The sequence below is a fragment of the Lapidilactobacillus salsurivasis genome (genome assembly GCF_054785215.1).
The window spans coordinates 396,555-416,170 of the sequence record NZ_BAAABI010000001.1 but is presented as its reverse complement, the minus strand read 5'-3'; the positions used below and the strand labels follow the sequence as shown (position 1 = coordinate 416,170).

The window sequence follows — 19,616 nt, the reverse complement described above, 5'->3', positions numbered from 1 at the left end:
GTCGCCAAGCTATTACATGGGGACACTCGGCAACATGTCAAAAGAGACGGTTGCCAACTATATTCAAAATCAGAGAACAGAAAGGGGTAAGGCGGGACGACCAAGCAAGCAAGCTAACTAGCGTTAGTAAGTGCAGGCTTTCCTCCTCTGACTAAAGTTAGAGGTTTCCCGCCCAAAATTGTAATGAAAGTTGAACTGATCAGACAACAGGATCAATGGCCGGATTTACCGACATTGACGGCGCCGGCGAAGATGTTGCTGGCGGATCTGGCCCTAGCTCCCGCCTTGCAAGCAATGAGCCAAGATGATCATTACTTGGCGGAAATCGTGCCGCGAACGCTGTGTCAACCGCTCCAAACAGCGGCGGAGGTGCAATATTGCCAGGCGGCGGTCCAAGCTGCACTACAACAACCGAGCGTGATCCAACAACTCTACGATCAAGTTGTTGCCTGCCAAGCCGCGGCGCAAAAAGTAACCTGGGGGATCTACACGGGTTCGGTCACGTATCAACTCTATAGCAATACCCAATTGTTGCAGACCTATTTAAATGGGATCAACGCCATCTTGAAATTACCATTGGCGCAAATGCCGTCGGCTAATTTCCAGGGCTTTTGGCAGGAGCTGCAAACTGAATTCGCACCGGCCAAACGCAAGGAAATGCAACAAATGGTCAATGCCTTGACCGCGACGAATCACGATTATGCCTATCCGGCGCAGCTACAACAAGGATGTCTCGGTCTGATTGCCGAGTTGCAGTATTTGCCAGCTCAGTCGAAATTGGCGGGCATGGTGACCGGTTGGGCCAGCCGTTATCAAACCAGCGTCAGCGATTTCTATATCGCGGAGCGGGATGAGAATAGCGATCAGGCGGCGGCGCGTAATCTGGGACAAGCCGCCTATTCTTTGGTTGTCGCGTTGATCAACACCACGCAAGAATTGGCGCGATTCTTCGCGGAACTTCGGTGGCAGGCAGGCTACTTGCTTGCGGTGACGCGCTTACGTGCGGCCTTGCCTGAAGCGACCACGATTACTTTTCCACAGATTGGGTCGCCGCAAATTCAGGGGTTACAGAATTTAACGCTTTTGCTGGCGAACGAACAGGCTGACGCCGTGATTGCCAATGATTTCCAGCCCCAAACGCAACCGTTGACCTTGATCACCGGCGCCAACCAAGGCGGAAAAACAGTCTTTCTGCGGAGCTTGGGACAGGCACAAGTGATGGCGCAGGCCGGACTTTTCGTTGCGGCGCAGACTTGTCACGTGCCCATATATGCACAAGTGCTGACCCACTTTAAGCGGGAAGAAGATCAGCAAATGACCAGTGGAAAGTTGGTTGAGGAACTGCAACGGTTTGCGGATCTAACTGCGCAAGCCCAGGGGCACGAGTTATTCCTAATGAATGAGTCGTTTGCTTCAACCAATGCCCATGAAGGCGCGCTGATCAACCGCGAAATTCTGACCGGGCTGATCAAGAGCGGCCAAACCGTGGTAACGGTCAGCCACTTGACTGACTTGGAGGAATTATTGCCCCCAATCATCAGGTCCCAAACGTTGTTCCTGCGTGCCCAGCGAGAACAGGATGGTCAACGAACCTTTAAGATTCTGGCGGGGATGCCCGAAGTGACCAGCTATGGTGTTGACATTTTTAATCGCTATTTCCAAGATGTGCCCAATGGTTTAATTCTTTCACAAAAAGACAAACTCTGATGAACGGCTGCCGATCAGATGGCGTATGATGGGGCAAATGATGTAGAAAGAAGCGGCAGCGGATGCAAACAAAGCCCAGCCTGATTGCAGAGGGTGCTTTAAATTTACTGGCCAATACCGGTTGTATTTTACCGTATTTCTTCTGTTTGGTGGCTTATCAACAGGATCGTGATTGGCGCTTGGCCCTGCCCTTTCTTGTATTGTATGCGTTTCGAGCGGTGGGGATTTTCTTGACGGCCTGGATTGAATTGGCCGCGGCGCCAATGCTGGTGGTGGCTAACTATTGCGGCTTGCTCGGTGCCTTATGCTTACTCTGGCCCGAAAATCTGCTGCTCAGTACCTTGGGTGGCGCCTTGTTAGGTCTTGCCGCCAGCTGGTTGTGGCCCTATTTCTTAACATTGAAGACCACATTGGGCACCAGCACTAAGCCGTTTTTGACGATTGAACATTGGCTTTGGGGTGGTTTATTACTCATAATCTTGATGATCGTCGAACAACTTAGCACCTGGGAAGTAACCTTCCGCGGTGCTTTTTTGGTGCTGGCGGGGCTATACGGGCTGGCTTTGTTTGGCGTTCGGTCGTTGGCGCGGCGCTTCCCGGAGACTGGCCGCAGCACGGACCAAATGGAACGAACATTGCCATCTCAATACAAAATCAGTGACGGACCGACCAAGGGTACTGCGCAACCAGCAGCCGCGCCAGCGCCGCGGCGCCGGCTGGGGTGGCCAGAGAAATTTGGCCTGCTGGCTTTACTGCTGATTTGTTATGGACTGCGGCTGACCCGGCTGATCAAGTTGACGCCAGCGGTGACGCAGGGAATCGGTCTTTTTTGCTTATTGTTGGGGTTGGTCGTCCTAGGGCTTCAACTATATTGGGGCCGACGTTGGTTTCCCTGGTCCATCCTGCTTTTAAATCGGGGCATTATTATGAACCTGTTGCTACTCTACGCTGTCTTCGCCAGTGAACAACGCTTTCAACGACCGACGCTTTTGCCGATCTATTGTCTCTACCTTTTAGGGATGCTGTGCGGCCCAGGCCTCCTGAGGTCGCGGCTATCTTGGCGCTATCCAATGCTTGTAGCCGGCCTCGTTTCAATGCTATGGTCGGCGACATTCTTCTTCGGTGTCCTAGCCTGCGCGCTGTTTCTCGGCAGTGAAAATCAATGGTTGAATCAACAGCTTCCAGCAGCGTTTCCCCGCCAGTCGTTGCGGATCTTTCTGGTCAAGTACCAACTGTCAGCGCTAGGTAGTTTGTTGCAGCAATGTTGGACCATGGCGGTGTTGTGCCTAGCCAGCGTCCAGTTCGGCTGGACAAATCTGCGGTTCATGACCCTGATCACGACGCGGCGGCTGGCGCTTCCCACAGAGCAGCAGGAGCGCCTGCTAGGGTTGGTGATCTTCACAGCAGTTCTCAGTGCCGGCTGGGCTTGGTGGGCGGCCTGCCGGTTGACTCAAAGTAAGACGCACTATCGGGCAAAATCAGTCTAGTCAGGAGTGACAATCTGTACATTTGCATAATTTAAAGTAAGCTCTTTCTCCAGAATATCGAGAATGACCATATGCAATCGCGTCAAGTTGACTTAGCAGGATAATTAGAGAAAATATTTTTAAAAATTAATAATCAGCTACTGCCAGACGATGAAAACGCTGCTATAATTGGTGACACTATGTCACTTATGATTTGGTGTTTCTTATCATAAATCTATAATTATTCGTTTTTTGCGGTTTTTTAAATTGACGAGAATTAGACCTGTCTGTATATTATACACTGAAGCCGGGAATTGGGCCCGGCGTAATTACGGGAGATGAAAGGAAGATCCAACATGAAAAAATCGATGCCTTTATTAGCGGTGACTTTGCTCGCTGCGAGTACTTTTGCTTTATCCACAACAACGACCAAAGCAGTGGTTGATGACGTTAACAACGAATCGACTGCAGATTTCACTGTCACCGTCGACGGAGACCCTGATGACCCAGATCCAGATCCAGGCAGTGGTAAATTAATCTTGAAAAGTGTTCCGACCTTCAGAGCCGGAAATCTGAGTATCAGTAAAATCTATAATGGGTTCAATACCGGTCTCGAGCAGGCGGATGACCTGATCGTAGCCGACAATCGTGTTAAGGAAGCTGACTGGAGTTTAGACCTTAATATGGGAACTTTTACCGAAGATGAAGGCGCCAACACCTTGACCGGTGCGACCTTGGCCTTTACGGCAAAACACGGTGTGATCGGCCAAAATAATGTGAGTTTGAGCGATGGTGGTTCCGGGACCGTATTGAGTAATAACGCGGCTCATCACGGGGACTTCACCTTGGCAATTACTGATCCAACATTGTCAATGAATGCCAATGGTTCAGCATCGATTGCTGAAGATAGCCATTATGCAGCAACCTTGGATTGGACCCTTTCCTCTGGCTCACCGGTTGCCGAAGAATTGTAAGCGCCGCGATTTAGCGAGAACGAAATGGCCGGATGTTAGCGGCTTGCCCACTAAAATGAAAAGGTTTCATTGAATCATCGGTCCGGGCAAAGTAACTTCATTTGCCTGGATTTTTATGAGAAGGGCACCTTGAAGAAATCATGATGTGCAGTTGCTGGAATTGAATTGGGGGGTTCCTGTGATGAAATTGAAAAAACTTTTGGCACTGGTTGTGAGCTTGGTCGCCCTGACCGTTATCGGGGTGACAGCGCGGCCAGTTGCGGCGCAAACCAGTGGCTCGGAGTTTACGATCTCACCGGTCTTCTCCGATCAACAAAGCAGTGAAACGGATGATTATTTTAGCTATCTCGCGCAGCCGGCGGCGGTTTTACCGGTGGCAGTCAACTTGCAGAATCTCAGTTCTGACCAGGCTCATCAATTCGAAATTCGCCTCGTCACAGCGACGACCACCGATCAAGGTAAGATCAATTATCACCCGACGAAGAAACAGCGCGATGCAACGGCGACAACGACTTTGCCCGAACTGGTCCAAGATGGGGCCACAATCAAGCAGGTGACACTGCAACCTGGCGCGATCGAGAAAGTCAGCTTTGACTTGACGATTCCCAAGGATGGTCTCAAAGGCACGGTTCTGGGGAGCATCTTTGTGCGCCGGATCGATCAGGAAAAAAGTCAAGATAGTATTGGCATTTTGAATGAGTTCTCAATGCTGGTGCCCGTCTTACTCAAGTCCGCCACCAACCCGGTCAAAAAGCCGGAATTACAGCTGGAAGCGATCAGCCTGGATTCCTCTGGTGGCGCGGCGTATCTGAAAACACCGGTGCATAATTTGGCGCCGGTAATGTTCGGCAAAATCAAAATAGCCGCTCAGGTTACCAAAAAGGGTCAAACAAAAGTGCTTTTGGCTCAGACTGATCAGAATTATGAAATGGCACCCAATTCAACGATGGACTATCATGTTGCTACCGGTGGTCAGACCTTGGCACCGGGAAAATACACCATGCAGATGAAACTAACTTCGGGGGCCCAAACTTTCAAGCTGACCAAAGATTTTACGATCAAGGCCGGTCAACGACAAACCGTTGAGAAAACGTTGCAGACCGATAACCGCACCCAATCACGACTCTGGCTGTGGCTGATCATTGGCGGATTGCTACTCGTCATTGCTGTGTTATTGGTTCTGTTATTGCGGAAACGGACTAAGAAACAACGGGATTGATCCAATCAAATGACACCGATTTGCCAATCTTTTCGGAGGAGTGAACACCATGCGCAAGGTAATCAATCGTACAATTCTAATTGCTTTCCTAATCAATTTGCTGGCGGGACCATTGGCGCTGAGCCAAGTGGAACAGGCGGCAGCTGCGGCGCTCACAACGACAGAGACGGCGATGTCTGCTGGGGACCAACAAATGGATCAATCTGAGCAGACTGATGACAACTCTGGGGAAACGGACGAAACCATGCCAGATGAGAACGGGGGGACTGACGTGGATGGGGCCGGTGAACCGGAACCTGATGAGACCGTCGATCCAGACGGGTCGGATCCTGATACAGGTACAGATGAGGACACGGATGAAGCTCCGGACGAGGATCCGGACGAAGATCTTGATGAAGCTGCGGATGCTGAATCGGACGAGGATGAGGACGATGTTGAAGAAACACCAATGCCCGATCCGGATCCGCCGGCCAAAGCGGATGGCTATAAGAAGCCAAGTAGCAAAGGCATCAATGTCCTTGTCCTTCCCTTACGTGCAGGCTTCTTGACCCAACCCCAAGGGGAACAATACGTGGTCGAAGAAGAAAATCTGAAGGTTGACTTGAGTGTCCAAACAACAGGTATCTACCAAGGCTTGTTTGGTAGTGTCATGGTTAAAATCAATAAATGGGAGTGGAATCGCGCAGGCAATGACGGTCAGGGCAAATGGGAATTACAGGAGTTGGAGGTGAAACCCAGCGGTTCGATCATCACAAACAAACAGTCAGCCAAGATTATTTTCGGTGATAATTTCGAATCTTTAAGCGTTGGTGTTTATTATTTCCAAATGAGCGTTGATTACGGCCTAGTAAGCTCAACTCGATATTCAAAATTGGCCAAGGTGGTCGTTTTGGAAAGTGAACGACCAGCGAAGGATATTGCTGTTACGGCAGAATCCAATGTCGTCCTTCCGGATTTGGACTATGAGGCCAAGGCTAATCTGACGCCAGCGGATTCAACGAGTGTGGTCAGCTGGGATTCGCCAAGCGGTGGTGTTACTTTTGCGCCAGATAAGGGTCGTCATACCGAATTTACGGTGGCCAATAGCTTGATTGCTAGTGCCGTTAACCGTTCGACGACCACACCAGGATTGCCCTTTGATTTATTGCGGGCAAGTGTTAGCGTCAATTCGGAAACGGGTGAGTCCCTCTTATCTGATACTGCCTCGCTTTATGTTGGCGGATTACGCGCCAAGGAGGTGCCGGTAGCTTTTGCGACGAATAATGCGGTTCAATGGTCGGTCGATGGCCTGAGCAAGTATGCCAACGAATTCTTTGACGGGGAAGATCTGGAAGAAGAAGCGGCGATTGCTGCCGATAGCACTTATGAGTGGAAGGTCAGTAAAGCCGACAAGAAGGGGAAATATAGCGAAACGAAGCTGGCTTCATCCTATAAGAATGTGGTGCACAGCAGTGGTGATTTCAAGGGGACAACGCCGCTGTCACTCAATGATAGCCAAATTTTGACGATCCCGGCCAATGATCAATTACTGCAGGATGCCAAAAGCGAACTGGAGCGGGGTTATCCGATGTATCTACGGCTGCAGATCGAAATCAAAAAAGGTAAGAATACCTATGCCTCTTCGTTTACGAATAATGCCGAGTTACGGGTGGTTGAAGGGCCGACAGTCGAGGAACCTGGTCAACTAACGCTGCAACAAGTCCCGATGTTTGATTTCGCTAGTTTGAGGCCAACGACAATTTACAACGGGACCAATGGCGACCCAGCCCAAATGCCCACGGCGACGAATATGGAGAATCGCTTTCTCCAAGTTTATGACAATCGGGCCAATACCCAGCGAGCTGCTTGGCAGCTTTCGGCAACGTTGACGGATTTCACCAGCCTGGAAACCGGCAGTGGCCAGGCGATTCAAAGCGTGCAACGGCCGCAACTGATTTTACAAGGCTTGCCGACGATCAATGGGGCGGCGCCGATCATCGACGCGGCGCAACCATTGAGCACGATTCTAACCGGCGATGGCACCGGTACTGGTGGTCTTTATCAGGTCGGCGCGCAACTAGCTTTACCAGAAAATGGGGATGTGCAACTCTATGATAAGCAGCAATTTCAGGCGACGATCGATTGGACATTAACAACGGGAACGCCGGTAGCTGCCGCTTTAGAATGAACGGATTTAAGTGACGGGTCGATTCTACCAGCGGCACCTTGTCACGACGAATGAGAAATTTGTATCAACACCAGTTTGGACCAGACGAGTCCAAATTGGTGTTTTTTTGATGTGTTGACAGATAAAATTGGACCCGACTAAGCTTATAAAATAATGCATAATATTTAGCGATGAATCTTAAGGTGATCATCACGATAATTTGGTGGTTTTACAAAAAATCCGCCAATGAAATTAAAAACGAATTATTTGGCAAAACCATGTCTATGTTTATTGGATCGCGATTTTTATAGGAACTAAAACAAACTGACGGTTGGAACGTGACTAGCCAACTTTGTGGTTGCTAAAGGCCGAAACCAGGACTTGAGATTATCCATTCCTGAATCGATAATGTATAATTTGCTTTGAAGTTAGGGAATGGTCTAACTCCAATCGGATTGAAAAGGGAAAGAGGTTTTATACCATGAAGAAGTGGTTAGCAGGACTCGTTACGTCTGCGGCAGTGCTTGGTGCATTAGCTTTGGCACCAGAAACTGCTAAAGCGGACACGACGACCAGTACTTCAACAGCAAGTTTCTCAGTTACGGATCTGGATCCAAAGAATGCGGATGCTGGCATTTTGGAAATCAAGTCAGCACCCAGCTTCGCATTCGGTGAAGTCCCTGGGGCGGATATTTATGGTGGCTTCACCGGCAAAACGGCAGCGGTCACTGGAGACTTAAATATCTCGGATACCCGTTTAGGATCAAGTAATTGGACTTTGTCGGCGGCGTTGACGCCATTCGCGACAACAATTGCACCAGCAAAGTCATTGACTGGCGCTGAGATTACTTTGGCTGGCGTCGGCACGACCTGGCCTTCATTTACTGCCACTAAGGTAGCAGATAGCAGCCAACCTGTTAGTCTAGCAACTAGCGATGGGACGACCCATGGCGATTACAGCTACAGCTTCGACGGTAGTGCCAACACCTTAGCCTTAAGCGCCAATCCAAAGGCGATTTTAGCAAAAGGTGATACCTATTCAGCCGGCTTGACTTGGACGCTGACTTCGAACGGACCCACAGCCCCAACAGCAACGCCAGCAAGCTGATCTCTTAGGCTTGTCATTAACCCAGATGTGTCAACACCTGGGTTATACATAGTGGGATCCAGCCGGTAGTATGTGGTTGGCTGGGCAGGAGCCACTGATCCACAACAAATTGATTCACACATGAACCGGGGGGGATCATGATGAAAATCAAGAAATGGCTCAGCATTGTCTTGGCATTGATTGCTGGTGCCTTAAGTTTCGGGATGGTCAGTCAAGTCAAAGCGGCAGATACTGGTGCGGACTTTACAATCATTCCCCAGTTTGGTGCGGGACAGGTCGCTGATCAGGTGTCCTATTACTCGTTGAAAACCAAGCCGGGACAACAATACCCGTTGACAGTGACCGTCAAGAATCTCAGTTCAACCAAGAAATTGGCGTTGACCGTCTCGTTGATTGCCGCGACGACCACCGATCAAGGCGTCGTCAACTACACGCCAACGACCGCCGTCCCAGATAAGAGTGCGCCCTATCTATTACCTGATCTGGCACAAGATCAAGCGACGGTCAAGACAATTACGTTAGCGCCAGCAAGCAGTCAACAAGTCACTTATCAGTTGACGATGCCCGCACAACCGTTTGCGGGGACGATTTTAGGCAGTATCTACGTCCAACGGAAAACCGGGGCGCCAGCGACTAAAAACCAATTGGGCATTCACAACCAATTTGCCATGGCCTTGCCCGTCATGCTTGTTGAAGCGGGGCAGGCCGGTTTGACGCCCAAGTTGAGTTTGACCGGAGTCAAGCCGAAAACCAGCGGCGGGGTCGCCGATCTTGTGGCCAGCATCCACAACAGCATGCCCGTCCTTTTTGGGCAAATCAACATCAAGGCGCGGCTTTATCATGCTGGGTCCACCAATGTATTGTTCCAGCAAGACAATCAGAATTATGAGATGGCGCCAAACTCGACCCTGAACTATCAATTCGCCACGGGAGGCAAGAGTCTGGCCCCCGGTGATTATCGGTTGAAAATCAAGCTGGTTTCTGGTGCGAGTACGTTTGATCTGCAACGGGACTTTACGATCGCTCGGACCACCGCCAAAACAACCAATCAACAATTGATTCAGAAGCGACTGCCTTGGTGGATCTGGGTCATGCTCGCACTTGCACTGGTTGCGGTTGGCGCGCTGATTTTTATTGGGATCAGATTACGGGAGATTAAGTCTCATTTCAAACATTAAATGGTAAAGCACCGCGGGGGGGACTATTTAATGAACAAGAAACTTAGCGGGCTCATGGCGGCGCTGCTACTCGGCAATGGCTTTATTGCCGTAGCGCTACCAGCAGCCCAGGTGTTACAGGCAACGCCGGCTCTCGTGCTACCGGACACATCAGCGGGCAATCAGCCAGACGCAAGTGGCGGCGCGTTGAACAGTGAGTCTCAAAGTATTATTACCGATGATAAAGGCATCGCCAATAGGCAAACTGGTGCGTTACCAGTGGTAGGAAGTGGCGCGACTGCCAGTGACAGTAGCTCCGAAACAACGACTGCTACAACGACTGAAACTGCCACGGAAACTGCGCCGACAATAACAGGTGGGCCAGTCGCGCCGGCAAGTACTGGTAATGCCAACGCGACGCCGCGCTCGGACGCTGGCGCGCAATCGGAACCTCTGGCCGCTCCAACAGTGGCAGATGGGGTCCAAACGCCTAGCCCGGATGGACTGATCACTTTGAATTTTCCGATTCGTGCCGGTTTTACCCAACAACCACCGGCCGCACAATATGTCACGCTTGGTAGCGACGTTGATTTGTCCGTCAAGGCGGCTGGCTTAGATTTGAATGTCTTCACCAAGCCCAAAGTTTTGATGACCAAGTGGACGTTAGGCACGGATGGTGTGACTTGGCAAAGTGATCCGAATGCCGGTAGCTATTCGACGACTTCTGGAACCTTGAGTAATCTCTATGCGGCTAAAATCGGCTATGGACCTAGTTATGGTCAGCAACTGGCGGTTGGTACTTATTATTTCCAGATGCGAATCAGTTTCAATGCTGGTTATTACTACTCAAACTTAGCCAAGGTCGTGGTGACTGCAGAAGCGGTCAGCGCCTCTGCAGTCACCGTTACACCAGAGGCCGCGGTTGTTTTGCCCAATCTCAGCTATTCGGTCAATGCGGACCTAACGCCGGCCGACGCGACTAACCCCGTTACTTGGTCCACTAACGATTTATTAGATCTGACCAGCACCAGTGGTCGTGGGAACACTTTTCAAGTGGACAACGCAGCCATCGCTGATCAAATCAATACCGATCCTAATACGCCTGGGTTGCCGGCGACACTGACTGCCACAGTCAACGGCCTGAATACCGCAACGACTGTTTATGCTGGCGGTTTGAAAGCACAAGATCTACCGTTGGATACGGTGCGTAAGGATGGGATTTCCTGGCCGGTAGCGGGACTAGACAAGCTGACCGCCGAGTTCTACGGCGCTGATAGCAGCGGCAATGCCAGTTTGACCAGCAGTACTTATCAATGGCGCTATTATTCGAAAAACGCCGCCGGCACTTATACCAGCGCGGCCTTTCCTACAGACGTGCAAAATAGCAGTGGTAATTTCACCACCCCTGAGGAGTTAGATGGGCAGCAAATACTAACCATTCCCGGAAACAGTCGCTTTGTGACCGCGGCCGCAGCGGCGACTGCCGCCGGTGCGCCATATTATGTGGGCCTGACGCTAACCTTGAATTTCAGCGGTGGGTCGACGCTAACAATTCCGACTAATTTGGCGCAACTAGCCATTGGCGAAGCGGCCAATGCTTTGAGTTTGGTGCAAGTCCCTAATTTCAGTTTTGGAACGGTTACCGGTTCGCAACTGTATCAAGGCGTGGTCCAAATGCCCCTTAAGTCAGTTAATCAAGGCGATGACTACCTGGAAATCGCAGATACCCGGACCACCGCCAGCGATACGACCTGGCAACTACAAGCTCAAATGGGACCGCTACTCGACCAAAATAAACAGACAATCAAAACTGCCAGTTTAATGATCAGTGGCTTGGCCACCGCAAGTAAAGTTATCTTGACCAGTCAGAATCAACTGGTTACAATTGCTGATTCCGCCCATGAATCACCCGGGCTGAATCAGGTTCAGGGAACGCTGACTTTTGGCGCGAATCCCCAAATCCAGCTGAGTGCTGGTCAAACGTTCAGTAGCACGATCACTTGGACGTTGACCGGATCGAGTCCTCAGCCAGCCGTACTTTCTCACTAATGTCCCCCAGGAGATAGGGTCTGTTCATGAATCCCCAGACAGGCTCTATTTTCTTGTTGCTTGGGAACGGCCGGTGTCGGTTCTTGAGCCTATGCTTGATTGCAGGTGTGCTGGGGTTGGGGTTTTGGTGGTGACGCAACCGCCTCAGGACGTTTATCGTGGCTGGAAACGTGCTCACCGACCTAGCTTCTTCCGCTTAGCTACGCAAGGCCTCTGGAAGCAAAGTTCAGCTTCCAAAATCCTTGCTAGGCTAATGCTCAGAAGCAATGCAGGCCGGCTCGCACTCTGGGTAGAGCCACACGTCCTGAGGCGGTTGCTAGGCAGAATCGAGCTTATCTGCCATCGAAGCTGGATATCTGACGAAGTGCTTTTGCAAGTAAGAGGTCGAAAGTTGACCACTTTTTTGTGGTGCGGCAACACCAACTGATACGGATTATAGCTGATTGGTACAGTTTGCGTAGGCCAGAAATCTTTACCAGTTCCCTCGACAATCCTTGGTAGGATACCGACCGGTTCAGCTGATTCATCAAGAACTTGCCTCAGTTCATCAGGCAGACTGTCCTGGTGTCACCAATTTAAAGATTGTAACTACTAGCCATGGTCGTCAATTGCGTGAATCCCCATCAATTGACCATAGCTGGCCAATTGGCGTGAGCGCTCAAACGGCTGTTAAAACGTTGAGCGGCTGGAGCGGAGAAATTCGGGGTGAGATCGCCGTGAAATTGTCCTTGGCGGCTTCGCCGCTTAGGACAAGGCCTGATTTTGAGACAAGCCGCGCACTTTGCGGATTGGCTCAAAACAGCGCCCACAGCGAGCTCACCCCGAATTTCGCAGCGCAAGCTGCGGCCAACCTACTTTTTGCTTAACGGGCTAACCCAGGGTACAAATCTGCGCATCGCCCATTGCGACCTTCTATGGTATAATAAAACTTGCTATGTGCTTTTAGAGGGTGCATGGGTTCAGCCCAGGCTGATAATTCGCGAAAAGGACGAGGACGAAAAGATGACAGAAGCAATCGATTTACGCGCGGGAATGACCTTTGTCAAAGATGGCAAATTGATCAAAGTAATTGAAAGCAACCACCACAAGCCTGGTAAAGGGAACACGGTGATGCAAGTCAAATTATATGATGTTCGTGGCGGTGGGACTGTTCAAACGACCATGCGCCCCAACGAAAAGATCGAACTGGCCATGATGGAGAACAAAGAAGCTCAATATTTGTATACCCAAGATACCGTGGCGTATTTCATGGATATGACGACTTATGAACAATATGAAATTCCAACTGCTTCAATCGAGCATGAATTGAGCTACTTGTTGGAAAATGCCACCGTTCAGATCGAATTCTACGGTAGTGAAATCATTGGGATCACCTTACCAGGTACGGTTGATTTGAAAGTGACCGAGACCCAACCTTCAATCAAGGGTGGCTCTGTGACTGGTAGTGGGAAACCTGCAACTTTGGAGACGGGATTGATCGTCAATGTGCCTGATTTCATTTCTGCAGGCGATGTGATCACCGTTAACACAGATACAAGTACGTATAAAGGCCGGGCCGCTAAATAGTTGGTTGGGCTACAGGCAACTAAAAAACTCGTGCGACATTAATTTGTCGGACGAGTTTTTGTTTGCGATTTATTGGTGTTGGGGCCGCGCTACCACGTGGCTGCCTACGTGTTGGCAGCTGGGAGCGGTCATGATTTGGGCGGTGGGAGCTAGCGTTAGCCTCAGAAGAACTTAAGCCGGCTCAGTGGCCAGTACCTAAGTTTAACGACACCGTTGATCGCCGATTTCTTGATGAAACCGATCCGGCGACTGTCTTTGGAAATCGGCCGATTATCCCCCATCACAAAGTAGCTATTCGCTGGCACCGTTTTCCGCCCGAGCTTTTGTTGTAGGGTGAAATCTTCTTGGAAGGGCAAGCCGTTGCCGGGATCGTATTCTTTCAGGTAAGGCTCGCTCAGTCGCTTCCCGTTGACATAAACGTGGCCACCTTTGGCCGTTACTGTATCCCCAGGTAGGCCGATCACGCGCTTGATATAGAGACTGCCCGGTTCATCTGGTGCCTCTAACACGACGACATCGCCACGTTTGATTTTGCTCAGACGTGAGGTGATCAAGCGGTCGCCATCATAGAAAGTTGGTTGCATCGAGGGTCCGGAAACGACATCCTTGGCCAAGACATGAGTGAACAATAATTGGACCCCAGTAAAAATCACCGCGGCCAGTATAATGACCTCTAATAACCATTTCCAAAAGCTTTCTTGCTTTTCTTCGGGTTGTTGCCGTTTTGCCTGTTCACCCATGAGTTTCCGCCCCTAAATAGTTTTTCCACCAAATTGCTATTACTTACTATACACTCTATTGTCTAATTTTAAGCGACTAAATGCAAATATTTAGACAAAACTTAGTGGTTTATCTGTAACGACGGATAAACGTGCCCTGTTAAGTGAGTGGGCCCTCCCATTGCCGCCGCTTTTCTAGGAAAAATCCCAGTGAATTTAGGATATTTCTAGTCATTACGGCCGGTTTCAACTATAATAGGAGTGTTGAAACCATTTTGGAATTTAAAAAGTTAAATTGGAGGAACAAATGGTAGCTAGAGCAAATAATCGTCATGCCATGAGATTGATCGCCTTAAACGGCAACTTTGACTTAGCGGAGGCGGTGGCCGAATCAGTCGGTACCCCATTATTGAGTACTTCGGTTAAGCATTTCGCGGATGGCGAGATCCAAATCAATATTAATGAAACTGTTCGTGGTGATGATATTTTCGTGATCCAGTCCGTTAATGATCCCGTCAATGAGAATTTCATGGAATTAATGATCATGTTGGATGCCTTGCGTCGGGCCAGCGCCCACACGATCAATGTGGTTCTGCCTTACTTTGCTTATTCACGTGCGGATCGTAAAACCCGGTCGCGGGAACCGATCACAGCGAAATTGGTCTCGAATTTGATTGAAATCGGTGGCGCCGATCGCGTGGTCGCTTTGGATCTGCACGCGGATCAGATTCAAGGGTTCTTTGATATTCCGGTTGACCATTTGCAAGGCCTGCCCCTGATCGCGGATTATTTTATCAGCAAGCGCTTAGGCGGACCTGATGACCTAGTCGTAGTCGCGCCGGACCACAATTCAACTAAGCGGGCGCGGGCTCTAGCGGAAACGTTCAATTGCCCGATCGCCATTGTTGACAAGCGCGACAGTGACCCTAGCGTCGATCCCTTGGATATTATTGGTGACGTGGACGATCGAATTTGTATCATCGCCGATGATCTGATCGATACCGCCAATCGGATGGTTTGGTCAGCGAACTCCCTGAAGGCCGCTGGCGCCAAAGAAGTTTATGGCTGCGCGACCCACGCGATCTTCTCGAAAGGCGCGACCGAGAAATTGCAGGAATCAATCATTAAAGAAGTGGTTGTGACTGATTCGATTCGCATCCCAGAAGATAAACACTTCCCTAAACTGGTCAGCCTCTCAGTCGCGGATCTCTTTGCCCGTGCCATCGAGAAAATCTACAACAATCAATCGATCCATTCACTATTTGTCCCCAATGAAAAGTAAAGAGTGCGGAGCGCAACGGTTTGGCTTTGAGCATTAACCTAGCTAGGCTTTTGGAGGCTGAACTTTGCATCTAGAAGCCTAGCGTAGTTAAGTGGAAGAAGCTAGGTCAGCGAGCACGTTTCAAAAAAACAGCAACCTTCAATTGGAGGTTGCTGTTTTTTACGGGCAACTATGCTTCTCAGCTGTTGCCTGATTCGTTTAAAAGTTGATCGGGCAGAATCAGTCCGCGCAAACAGTGAAGCGTTGTTGCTGATGTTCGGGCTCTTCGATCTCGTCCAACATTGCGATGGCGTAATCGGCCATACTGATCTCGCTCTTACCATATTTGCCGATCAGCAGTTGTTCCTGCCCAACCTTGTAGCGACCAGTCCGCGCGCCATTGACCAAGAAGTCTTTAGACGGGCTGAGATAAGTCCAACGCACATTCTTAGCGTTCCGAAGGTAATCCAGGGCGGCGCTCATATTAGCGGCTGTGGCTTTGAAATCTGCAGGGAAGTCATCCGTCTCGTATAATTTGGTTTGCAGTTTATTATCCACATACAAGCTACCAGCGCCACCAACGACCAAAAGCCGTGTGTCCGCATCCTGTAAGATCCCAACCAAGTGTTTCATGGTGGCCACGTGCAGATTTTCTTCGTTTTCAGGGGCGTTGTAGGAGTCGACGAGTACGTCGAAATCCGCAATGTCCGCGCTGGTCAGATTGAAGAGATCTTTTTGTAGATAAGTGAGGCCCGGGGTCGTTTCTTCAGGGACATTACGCACAATCCCAACAACTTCGTGCTTTCGTCGCAATGCTTCATTGGTGATGAAGCGGCCGACGTGACCGGTTGCACCAATAATTCCTATTTTCATAATAATTGACTTCCTATTCGTTTGATTTTTGATAGCGGTTACATTCCATCTATAATGATAGGCGAATTTCTATCGATTTACAAGAGTAAGTTTGCACTTATTCTGAAAGAAATCTAGGTAGCATTGAACAAAAAAATTAACCGAAGCGCGCCTAATAGTCAGCAATTGTGCTAAGCTAAAATCATGTCAAAATTCGAGGTGCATTGGAAATGACCATTGAGATCAGACGGATCACGGCCCTAGAAGAAACAGCGTTACAAATGCCCAACCAACCATTCCCCCTGCTGGGCCAATTATTGGTTACCCGCGATGAAAACGGCTGGCAGCATCATGAGCAACTCGCCAAAAAAACAACATGGCAAACCTTTCCTGAAGAACACTATCAATTAGCGCCAATCGACCAGGCGGGTTTTGCCCTGGGAGCTTTCAACCAGAACGAGTGCGTCGGCCTCGCCATTTTTGAATGGCGCTGGAACCACGATCTTTACTTGGCGGATCTGAAAGTGGCCACAACATGGCGCCAACAAGGAATCGGCCGACAATTACTTCGCGCCGGTGCTCGTCTTGGTCAAGAGCGGGGCGTCCGGGGACTGACAACCATCGCCCAAGATGACAATTTAAACGCCAACCGGTTTTACCTTGCCTTAGGGTTCACGATTGGCGGCTTTAATGATCATGACTACCGCTTTACGACTCAGGCGGGTAAAGGCGATGTCTATTATTACTTGGATCTTACTGCTGGGTTGCTGTGAGCGGATTGGACGTGTTGGGCATCGGTTTGAATTGATTTTTTCTATTCTGAACCTGTGCTTGATTGCAGGTGTGGTAGGGTGTTGCGCGTGAGCGCAACCGGCTGGGACTGCTGTTGCGGACTGGAACGTGGTGGGCGTCGTTTGGAGCCAATCCGCAAAGTGCGCGGCTTGTCTTCAAATCGAGCCTTGTCCTAAGCGGCAAAGCCGCCAAGGACAATTTCACCACTGAGCCGCGCAGTCCCAGCCGGTTGCTGAACAGAATTGAGCCTATCTGCAATCGAAGCGAAGGATTAGACGAAGTGGTTTTGCGAGCTAGCGGTCAAACAATTGCCCACCTTTTTGGGTGGTACGGCAATGCCAACGGATTCCAGCAGTCTGTGCTTGATTGTGGGTGTGCTGGGTTTGGTGGTGGCGCAACCGCCTCAGGACGTTTATCGTGGCTGGAACGCGGTGGGCATCGTTTGAAGCCAATCCGCAAAATCAGCGGCTTGTCTTCAAATCGAGCCTTGTCCTAAGCGGCAAAGCCGCCAAGGACAATTTCACCACTGAGCCGCGCAGTCCCAGCCGGTTGCTAGGCAGAATTGAGCCTATCTGCAATCGAAGCGAAGGATTAGACGAAGTGCTTTTGCGAGCTAGCGGTCAAACAATCGCCCTCTTTTGGGGTGGTACGGCAATGCCAACGGATTTGGATTAATTGGTTGGAACAGATTATATCGGTTGGACCTTTTTCCTGCTTCCTAGACAATCCTCGGTGAAACCGACCGGACTCAACTGATTCATCAAGAACTGGCTTGAGTTTATCAAGCAGACTGTGATGGTGTCACCAATTTAAAACTTGTAACCCCTAACCATGGTCGTTAATTGCGTGGTTCCCCCCATCAATTGGCGATAGCTTGCCAATTGGCGGGAGTGCTCAAACGGCTGTTATAACGTTGAGCGGCTGGAGCGGAGAAATTCGGGGTGAGATCGCCGTGAAATTGTCTTTGGCGGCTCTGCCGCTTAGGACAAGGCCTGATTTTGAGACAAGCCGCGCACTTTGCGGATTGGCTCAAAACAGTGCCCACAGCGAGCTCACCCCGAATTTCGCAGCGCAAGCCGCGGCCAACCTACTTTATTCTAGTAGAGCGGCCAGGTGGCGGTTGGCTAAACCGCCGATTTTAGCAACAATGAACGCAAGAATCTAAGACAAGGAGAGAGCAATGTGACAACCAAGAAACAATTCAGCTCACGCTATCAGCAAATCGCCGCTGACCTGGCTCAACAGATCTGGGAGCACCAATACCCTGTAGGCGCCAAGTTACACGCCCGGTCCGCGGTCGCCGCGACCTATGGCGTTTCCCCAGAGACCGCGCGTAAAGCCATTAGTATCTTAGCCGATCTGGGCATCGTTGAGGCCAAACATGGCAGTGGCTTCTTCGTGGCTTCGATCGAGCGCGCCGGCGAATTTGTGACACAGTACCAGGAAGTCGCGTCTTTACGTGATCTGAAAGGGGAAGTTCTGGCCAGTGTTACGCGGCAGAAGGAAGAACTGACTCAGTTCTCCCAGCTGTTGGATCAATTGGTGGCCCAAACCAATCGCGTTCAGCAGGCCAATCCGCTAGCGCCTTTTGAGTTGGTTTTAACGGCGGAGGCCCAGCATTTGGACGAAACAATTGGGACCTTGAAGATCTGGCAAAACACTGGCGCCACCATCGTTGCTTTGCGCCATGGCACGACGTTACAAGTTTCGCCAGGCCCCTACGCTAAACTGAGCGTTGATGATTGTTTGTTTTTCGTGGGGAATGACTTGGTGTTTCAACGAATGACGCACTTTTTCTATCCGCCGCAACGCTGGGAATCCGGGGATAGCGTTGATTAGCCGAATATCGTGGTGCGCCTTGAACAAAATATCAAACGAAATGAGTGATTCTAATGAAACACGAACCAGAACCAGCCCTGTTTTTGAACTTAGTGATGATCACCAAGGGCGACCAAGTGTTAGTTGAGAACCGGGTAAAAAAAGATTGGCCCGGATTGACGTTTCCTGGGGGTCATGTGGAAGCTCACGAACCTTTCTATGATGCGGCGGTTCGTGAGATGCGCGAGGAGACTGGCTTGGTTGTGCGCGATTTGAAGTTAGTGGGGTTGTGTCAATATCCGGATCACACCGCGGCTGGCGCGCCTTTTCGTCGGGTGATTTACTTCTATCGCACGGATCAGTTTAGTGGGACTTTGAAATCTAGTCGCGAAGGGGCGGTGACCTGGTTGGATCAAGCCGAGTTGAAGCGGCGGCCGTTGGCAGGATCGCTGGCCGATTTCCTCCATGTCTTTGAGCGACCGGAATTGTCGGAAGTTGTTTACATGGATGACGCCAGTGCGGCTTTGTTTCGGTAGGCTGAGAATTTTCAGGAGAAGTCAGCCTATTTTCACCCAAGGCAATTTGTTTTCAGGTGGATGAAAAGACCTGAAATTTGTCAGGGCCGATCAAATCGGCTCTTGAAAACTAGCGACGATTTTTCTGAAAATAGAAATGATTTTCAAATTTTTTCCCCGCGTGCCCATGGCTGATGAGACCAGTAATGGGGGCGCTTTTATGTTTTTATATGGAACAAACCTTGAAACAACAATCTTTTACAAAAG

At 50.1% G+C, this 19,616-nt stretch carries 19 protein-coding genes and 1 pseudogene; 17 read left to right on the top strand and 3 right to left on the bottom strand.

Annotated features, from left to right (window positions below):
* The 11 genes and pseudogenes from ACYVSB_RS01945 to efp all read left to right on the top strand — a co-directional run.
* A pseudogene (locus ACYVSB_RS01945) lies at positions 1-121 on the top strand (IS200/IS605 family transposase); the annotation flags it as partial.
* Positions 122-183: 62 nt separating this feature from the next.
* The gene (locus tag ACYVSB_RS01940) at positions 184-1,707 is read left to right on the top strand and encodes a MutS-related protein (protein ID WP_461218213.1); all 1,524 of its coding nucleotides are present in this window, start codon (positions 184-186) and stop codon (positions 1,705-1,707) included.
* A gap of 62 nt (positions 1,708-1,769) precedes the next feature.
* Positions 1,770-3,194, top strand: coding sequence for a hypothetical protein (locus ACYVSB_RS01935; RefSeq protein WP_461218212.1), 1,425 nt, complete (start codon positions 1,770-1,772; stop codon positions 3,192-3,194).
* Positions 3,195-3,529: 335 nt separating this feature from the next.
* A complete protein-coding gene (locus ACYVSB_RS01930) occupies positions 3,530-4,147 on the top strand; it encodes a WxL domain-containing protein (protein WP_461218211.1) in 618 nt (205 codons plus the stop codon).
* 181 nt (positions 4,148-4,328) lie between these two features.
* Positions 4,329-5,366, top strand: coding sequence for a DUF3324 domain-containing protein (locus ACYVSB_RS01925; RefSeq protein WP_461218210.1), 1,038 nt, complete (start codon positions 4,329-4,331; stop codon positions 5,364-5,366).
* Between the two features lie 49 nt (positions 5,367-5,415).
* The gene (locus ACYVSB_RS01920) at positions 5,416-7,533 is read left to right on the top strand and encodes a WxL domain-containing protein (RefSeq protein ID WP_461218209.1); all 2,118 of its coding nucleotides are present in this window, start codon (positions 5,416-5,418) and stop codon (positions 7,531-7,533) included.
* Positions 7,534-7,993: 460 nt separating this feature from the next.
* The gene (locus ACYVSB_RS01915) at positions 7,994-8,620 is read left to right on the top strand and encodes a WxL domain-containing protein (protein WP_461218208.1); all 627 of its coding nucleotides are present in this window, start codon (positions 7,994-7,996) and stop codon (positions 8,618-8,620) included.
* A 140-nt stretch (positions 8,621-8,760) separates the two neighbouring features.
* On the top strand, positions 8,761-9,798 hold the full coding sequence (locus ACYVSB_RS01910) for a DUF916 and DUF3324 domain-containing protein (RefSeq protein ID WP_461218207.1): 1,038 nt from the start codon (positions 8,761-8,763) through the stop codon (positions 9,796-9,798).
* A 30-nt stretch (positions 9,799-9,828) separates the two neighbouring features.
* Positions 9,829-11,826 (top strand): WxL domain-containing protein, encoded by a 1,998-nt coding sequence (locus ACYVSB_RS01905; RefSeq protein WP_461218206.1) that lies wholly within the window; start codon positions 9,829-9,831, stop codon positions 11,824-11,826.
* Between the two features lie 494 nt (positions 11,827-12,320).
* Positions 12,321-12,692: a hypothetical protein gene (locus tag ACYVSB_RS01900; RefSeq protein ID WP_461218205.1), complete on the top strand. Its 372-nt coding sequence runs from the start codon at positions 12,321-12,323 to the stop codon at positions 12,690-12,692.
* 136 nt (positions 12,693-12,828) lie between these two features.
* Entirely contained in the window at positions 12,829-13,392 is a 564-nt protein-coding gene (gene efp / locus ACYVSB_RS01895) for an elongation factor P (protein ID WP_125601285.1), read from the top strand.
* Positions 13,393-13,553: 161 nt separating this feature from the next.
* Here efp and lepB read toward each other — a convergent pair whose 3' ends face one another.
* Positions 13,554-14,132, bottom strand: coding sequence for a signal peptidase I (lepB, locus tag ACYVSB_RS01890; RefSeq protein WP_125601288.1), 579 nt, complete (start codon positions 14,130-14,132; stop codon positions 13,554-13,556).
* Between the two features lie 286 nt (positions 14,133-14,418).
* Between lepB and ACYVSB_RS01885 the strand changes: the two genes are divergently transcribed.
* On the top strand, positions 14,419-15,393 hold the full coding sequence (locus tag ACYVSB_RS01885) for a ribose-phosphate diphosphokinase (RefSeq protein WP_125601291.1): 975 nt from the start codon (positions 14,419-14,421) through the stop codon (positions 15,391-15,393).
* A gap of 219 nt (positions 15,394-15,612) precedes the next feature.
* Here the strand turns inward: ACYVSB_RS01885 and ACYVSB_RS01880 are convergent, their stop codons facing one another.
* Entirely contained in the window at positions 15,613-16,245 is a 633-nt protein-coding gene (locus tag ACYVSB_RS01880) for an NAD(P)-dependent oxidoreductase (protein WP_125601294.1), read from the bottom strand.
* 209 nt (positions 16,246-16,454) lie between these two features.
* Between ACYVSB_RS01880 and ACYVSB_RS01875 the strand changes: the two genes are divergently transcribed.
* Positions 16,455-16,997 (top strand): GNAT family N-acetyltransferase, encoded by a 543-nt coding sequence (locus ACYVSB_RS01875; RefSeq protein ID WP_125601296.1) that lies wholly within the window; start codon positions 16,455-16,457, stop codon positions 16,995-16,997.
* Here the strand turns inward: ACYVSB_RS01875 and ACYVSB_RS01870 are convergent.
* Positions 16,978-17,274 (bottom strand): hypothetical protein, encoded by a 297-nt coding sequence (locus ACYVSB_RS01870; RefSeq protein ID WP_461218204.1) that lies wholly within the window; start codon positions 17,272-17,274, stop codon positions 16,978-16,980. The two genes, ACYVSB_RS01875 and ACYVSB_RS01870, sit on opposite strands and share 20 nt — an antisense overlap.
* 159 nt (positions 17,275-17,433) lie before the next feature.
* Here ACYVSB_RS01870 and ACYVSB_RS01865 point away from each other — a divergent pair, with 159 nt between their 5' ends.
* The 4 genes from ACYVSB_RS01865 (at position 17,434) to ACYVSB_RS01850 (ending at position 19,370) form a co-directional block, all read left to right on the top strand.
* Positions 17,434-17,691: a hypothetical protein gene (locus ACYVSB_RS01865; protein ID WP_125601302.1), complete on the top strand. Its 258-nt coding sequence runs from the start codon at positions 17,434-17,436 to the stop codon at positions 17,689-17,691.
* A gap of 199 nt (positions 17,692-17,890) precedes the next feature.
* Complete coding sequence (locus tag ACYVSB_RS01860) at positions 17,891-18,181, top strand: hypothetical protein (RefSeq protein ID WP_125601305.1); 291 nt, start codon at positions 17,891-17,893, stop codon at positions 18,179-18,181.
* Between the two features lie 17 nt (positions 18,182-18,198).
* The gene (locus tag ACYVSB_RS01855; protein WP_125601308.1) at positions 18,199-18,855 is read left to right on the top strand and encodes a GntR family transcriptional regulator; all 657 of its coding nucleotides are present in this window, start codon (positions 18,199-18,201) and stop codon (positions 18,853-18,855) included.
* A gap of 53 nt (positions 18,856-18,908) precedes the next feature.
* A complete protein-coding gene (locus ACYVSB_RS01850; RefSeq protein ID WP_125601311.1) occupies positions 18,909-19,370 on the top strand; it encodes an 8-oxo-dGTP diphosphatase in 462 nt (153 codons plus the stop codon).
* Positions 19,371-19,616: the final 246 nt, after the last annotated feature.

What these genes read in the sequence shown, in the direction of transcription:
- ACYVSB_RS01940 (WP_461218213.1), top strand. Translation starts at nt 184, where the DNA reads ATGAAAGTTGAACTGATCAGACAACAGGATCAATGGCCGGATTTACCG.
- ACYVSB_RS01935 (WP_461218212.1), top strand. Translation starts at nt 1,770, where the DNA reads ATGCAAACAAAGCCCAGCCTGATTGCAGAGGGTGCTTTAAATTTACTG.
- ACYVSB_RS01930 (WP_461218211.1), top strand. Translation starts at nt 3,530, where the DNA reads ATGAAAAAATCGATGCCTTTATTAGCGGTGACTTTGCTCGCTGCGAGT.
- ACYVSB_RS01925 (WP_461218210.1), top strand. Translation starts at nt 4,329, where the DNA reads ATGAAATTGAAAAAACTTTTGGCACTGGTTGTGAGCTTGGTCGCCCTG.
- ACYVSB_RS01920 (WP_461218209.1), top strand. Translation starts at nt 5,416, where the DNA reads ATGCGCAAGGTAATCAATCGTACAATTCTAATTGCTTTCCTAATCAAT.
- ACYVSB_RS01915 (WP_461218208.1), top strand. Translation starts at nt 7,994, where the DNA reads ATGAAGAAGTGGTTAGCAGGACTCGTTACGTCTGCGGCAGTGCTTGGT.
- ACYVSB_RS01910 (WP_461218207.1), top strand. Translation starts at nt 8,761, where the DNA reads ATGAAAATCAAGAAATGGCTCAGCATTGTCTTGGCATTGATTGCTGGT.
- ACYVSB_RS01905 (WP_461218206.1), top strand. Translation starts at nt 9,829, where the DNA reads ATGAACAAGAAACTTAGCGGGCTCATGGCGGCGCTGCTACTCGGCAAT.
- efp (WP_125601285.1), top strand. Translation starts at nt 12,829, where the DNA reads ATGACAGAAGCAATCGATTTACGCGCGGGAATGACCTTTGTCAAAGAT.
- lepB (WP_125601288.1), bottom strand. Translation starts at nt 14,132, where the DNA reads ATGGGTGAACAGGCAAAACGGCAACAACCCGAAGAAAAGCAAGAAAGC.
- ACYVSB_RS01885 (WP_125601291.1), top strand. Translation starts at nt 14,419, where the DNA reads ATGGTAGCTAGAGCAAATAATCGTCATGCCATGAGATTGATCGCCTTA.
- ACYVSB_RS01880 (WP_125601294.1), bottom strand. Translation starts at nt 16,245, where the DNA reads ATGAAAATAGGAATTATTGGTGCAACCGGTCACGTCGGCCGCTTCATC.
- ACYVSB_RS01875 (WP_125601296.1), top strand. Translation starts at nt 16,455, where the DNA reads ATGACCATTGAGATCAGACGGATCACGGCCCTAGAAGAAACAGCGTTA.
- ACYVSB_RS01850 (WP_125601311.1), top strand. Translation starts at nt 18,909, where the DNA reads ATGAAACACGAACCAGAACCAGCCCTGTTTTTGAACTTAGTGATGATC.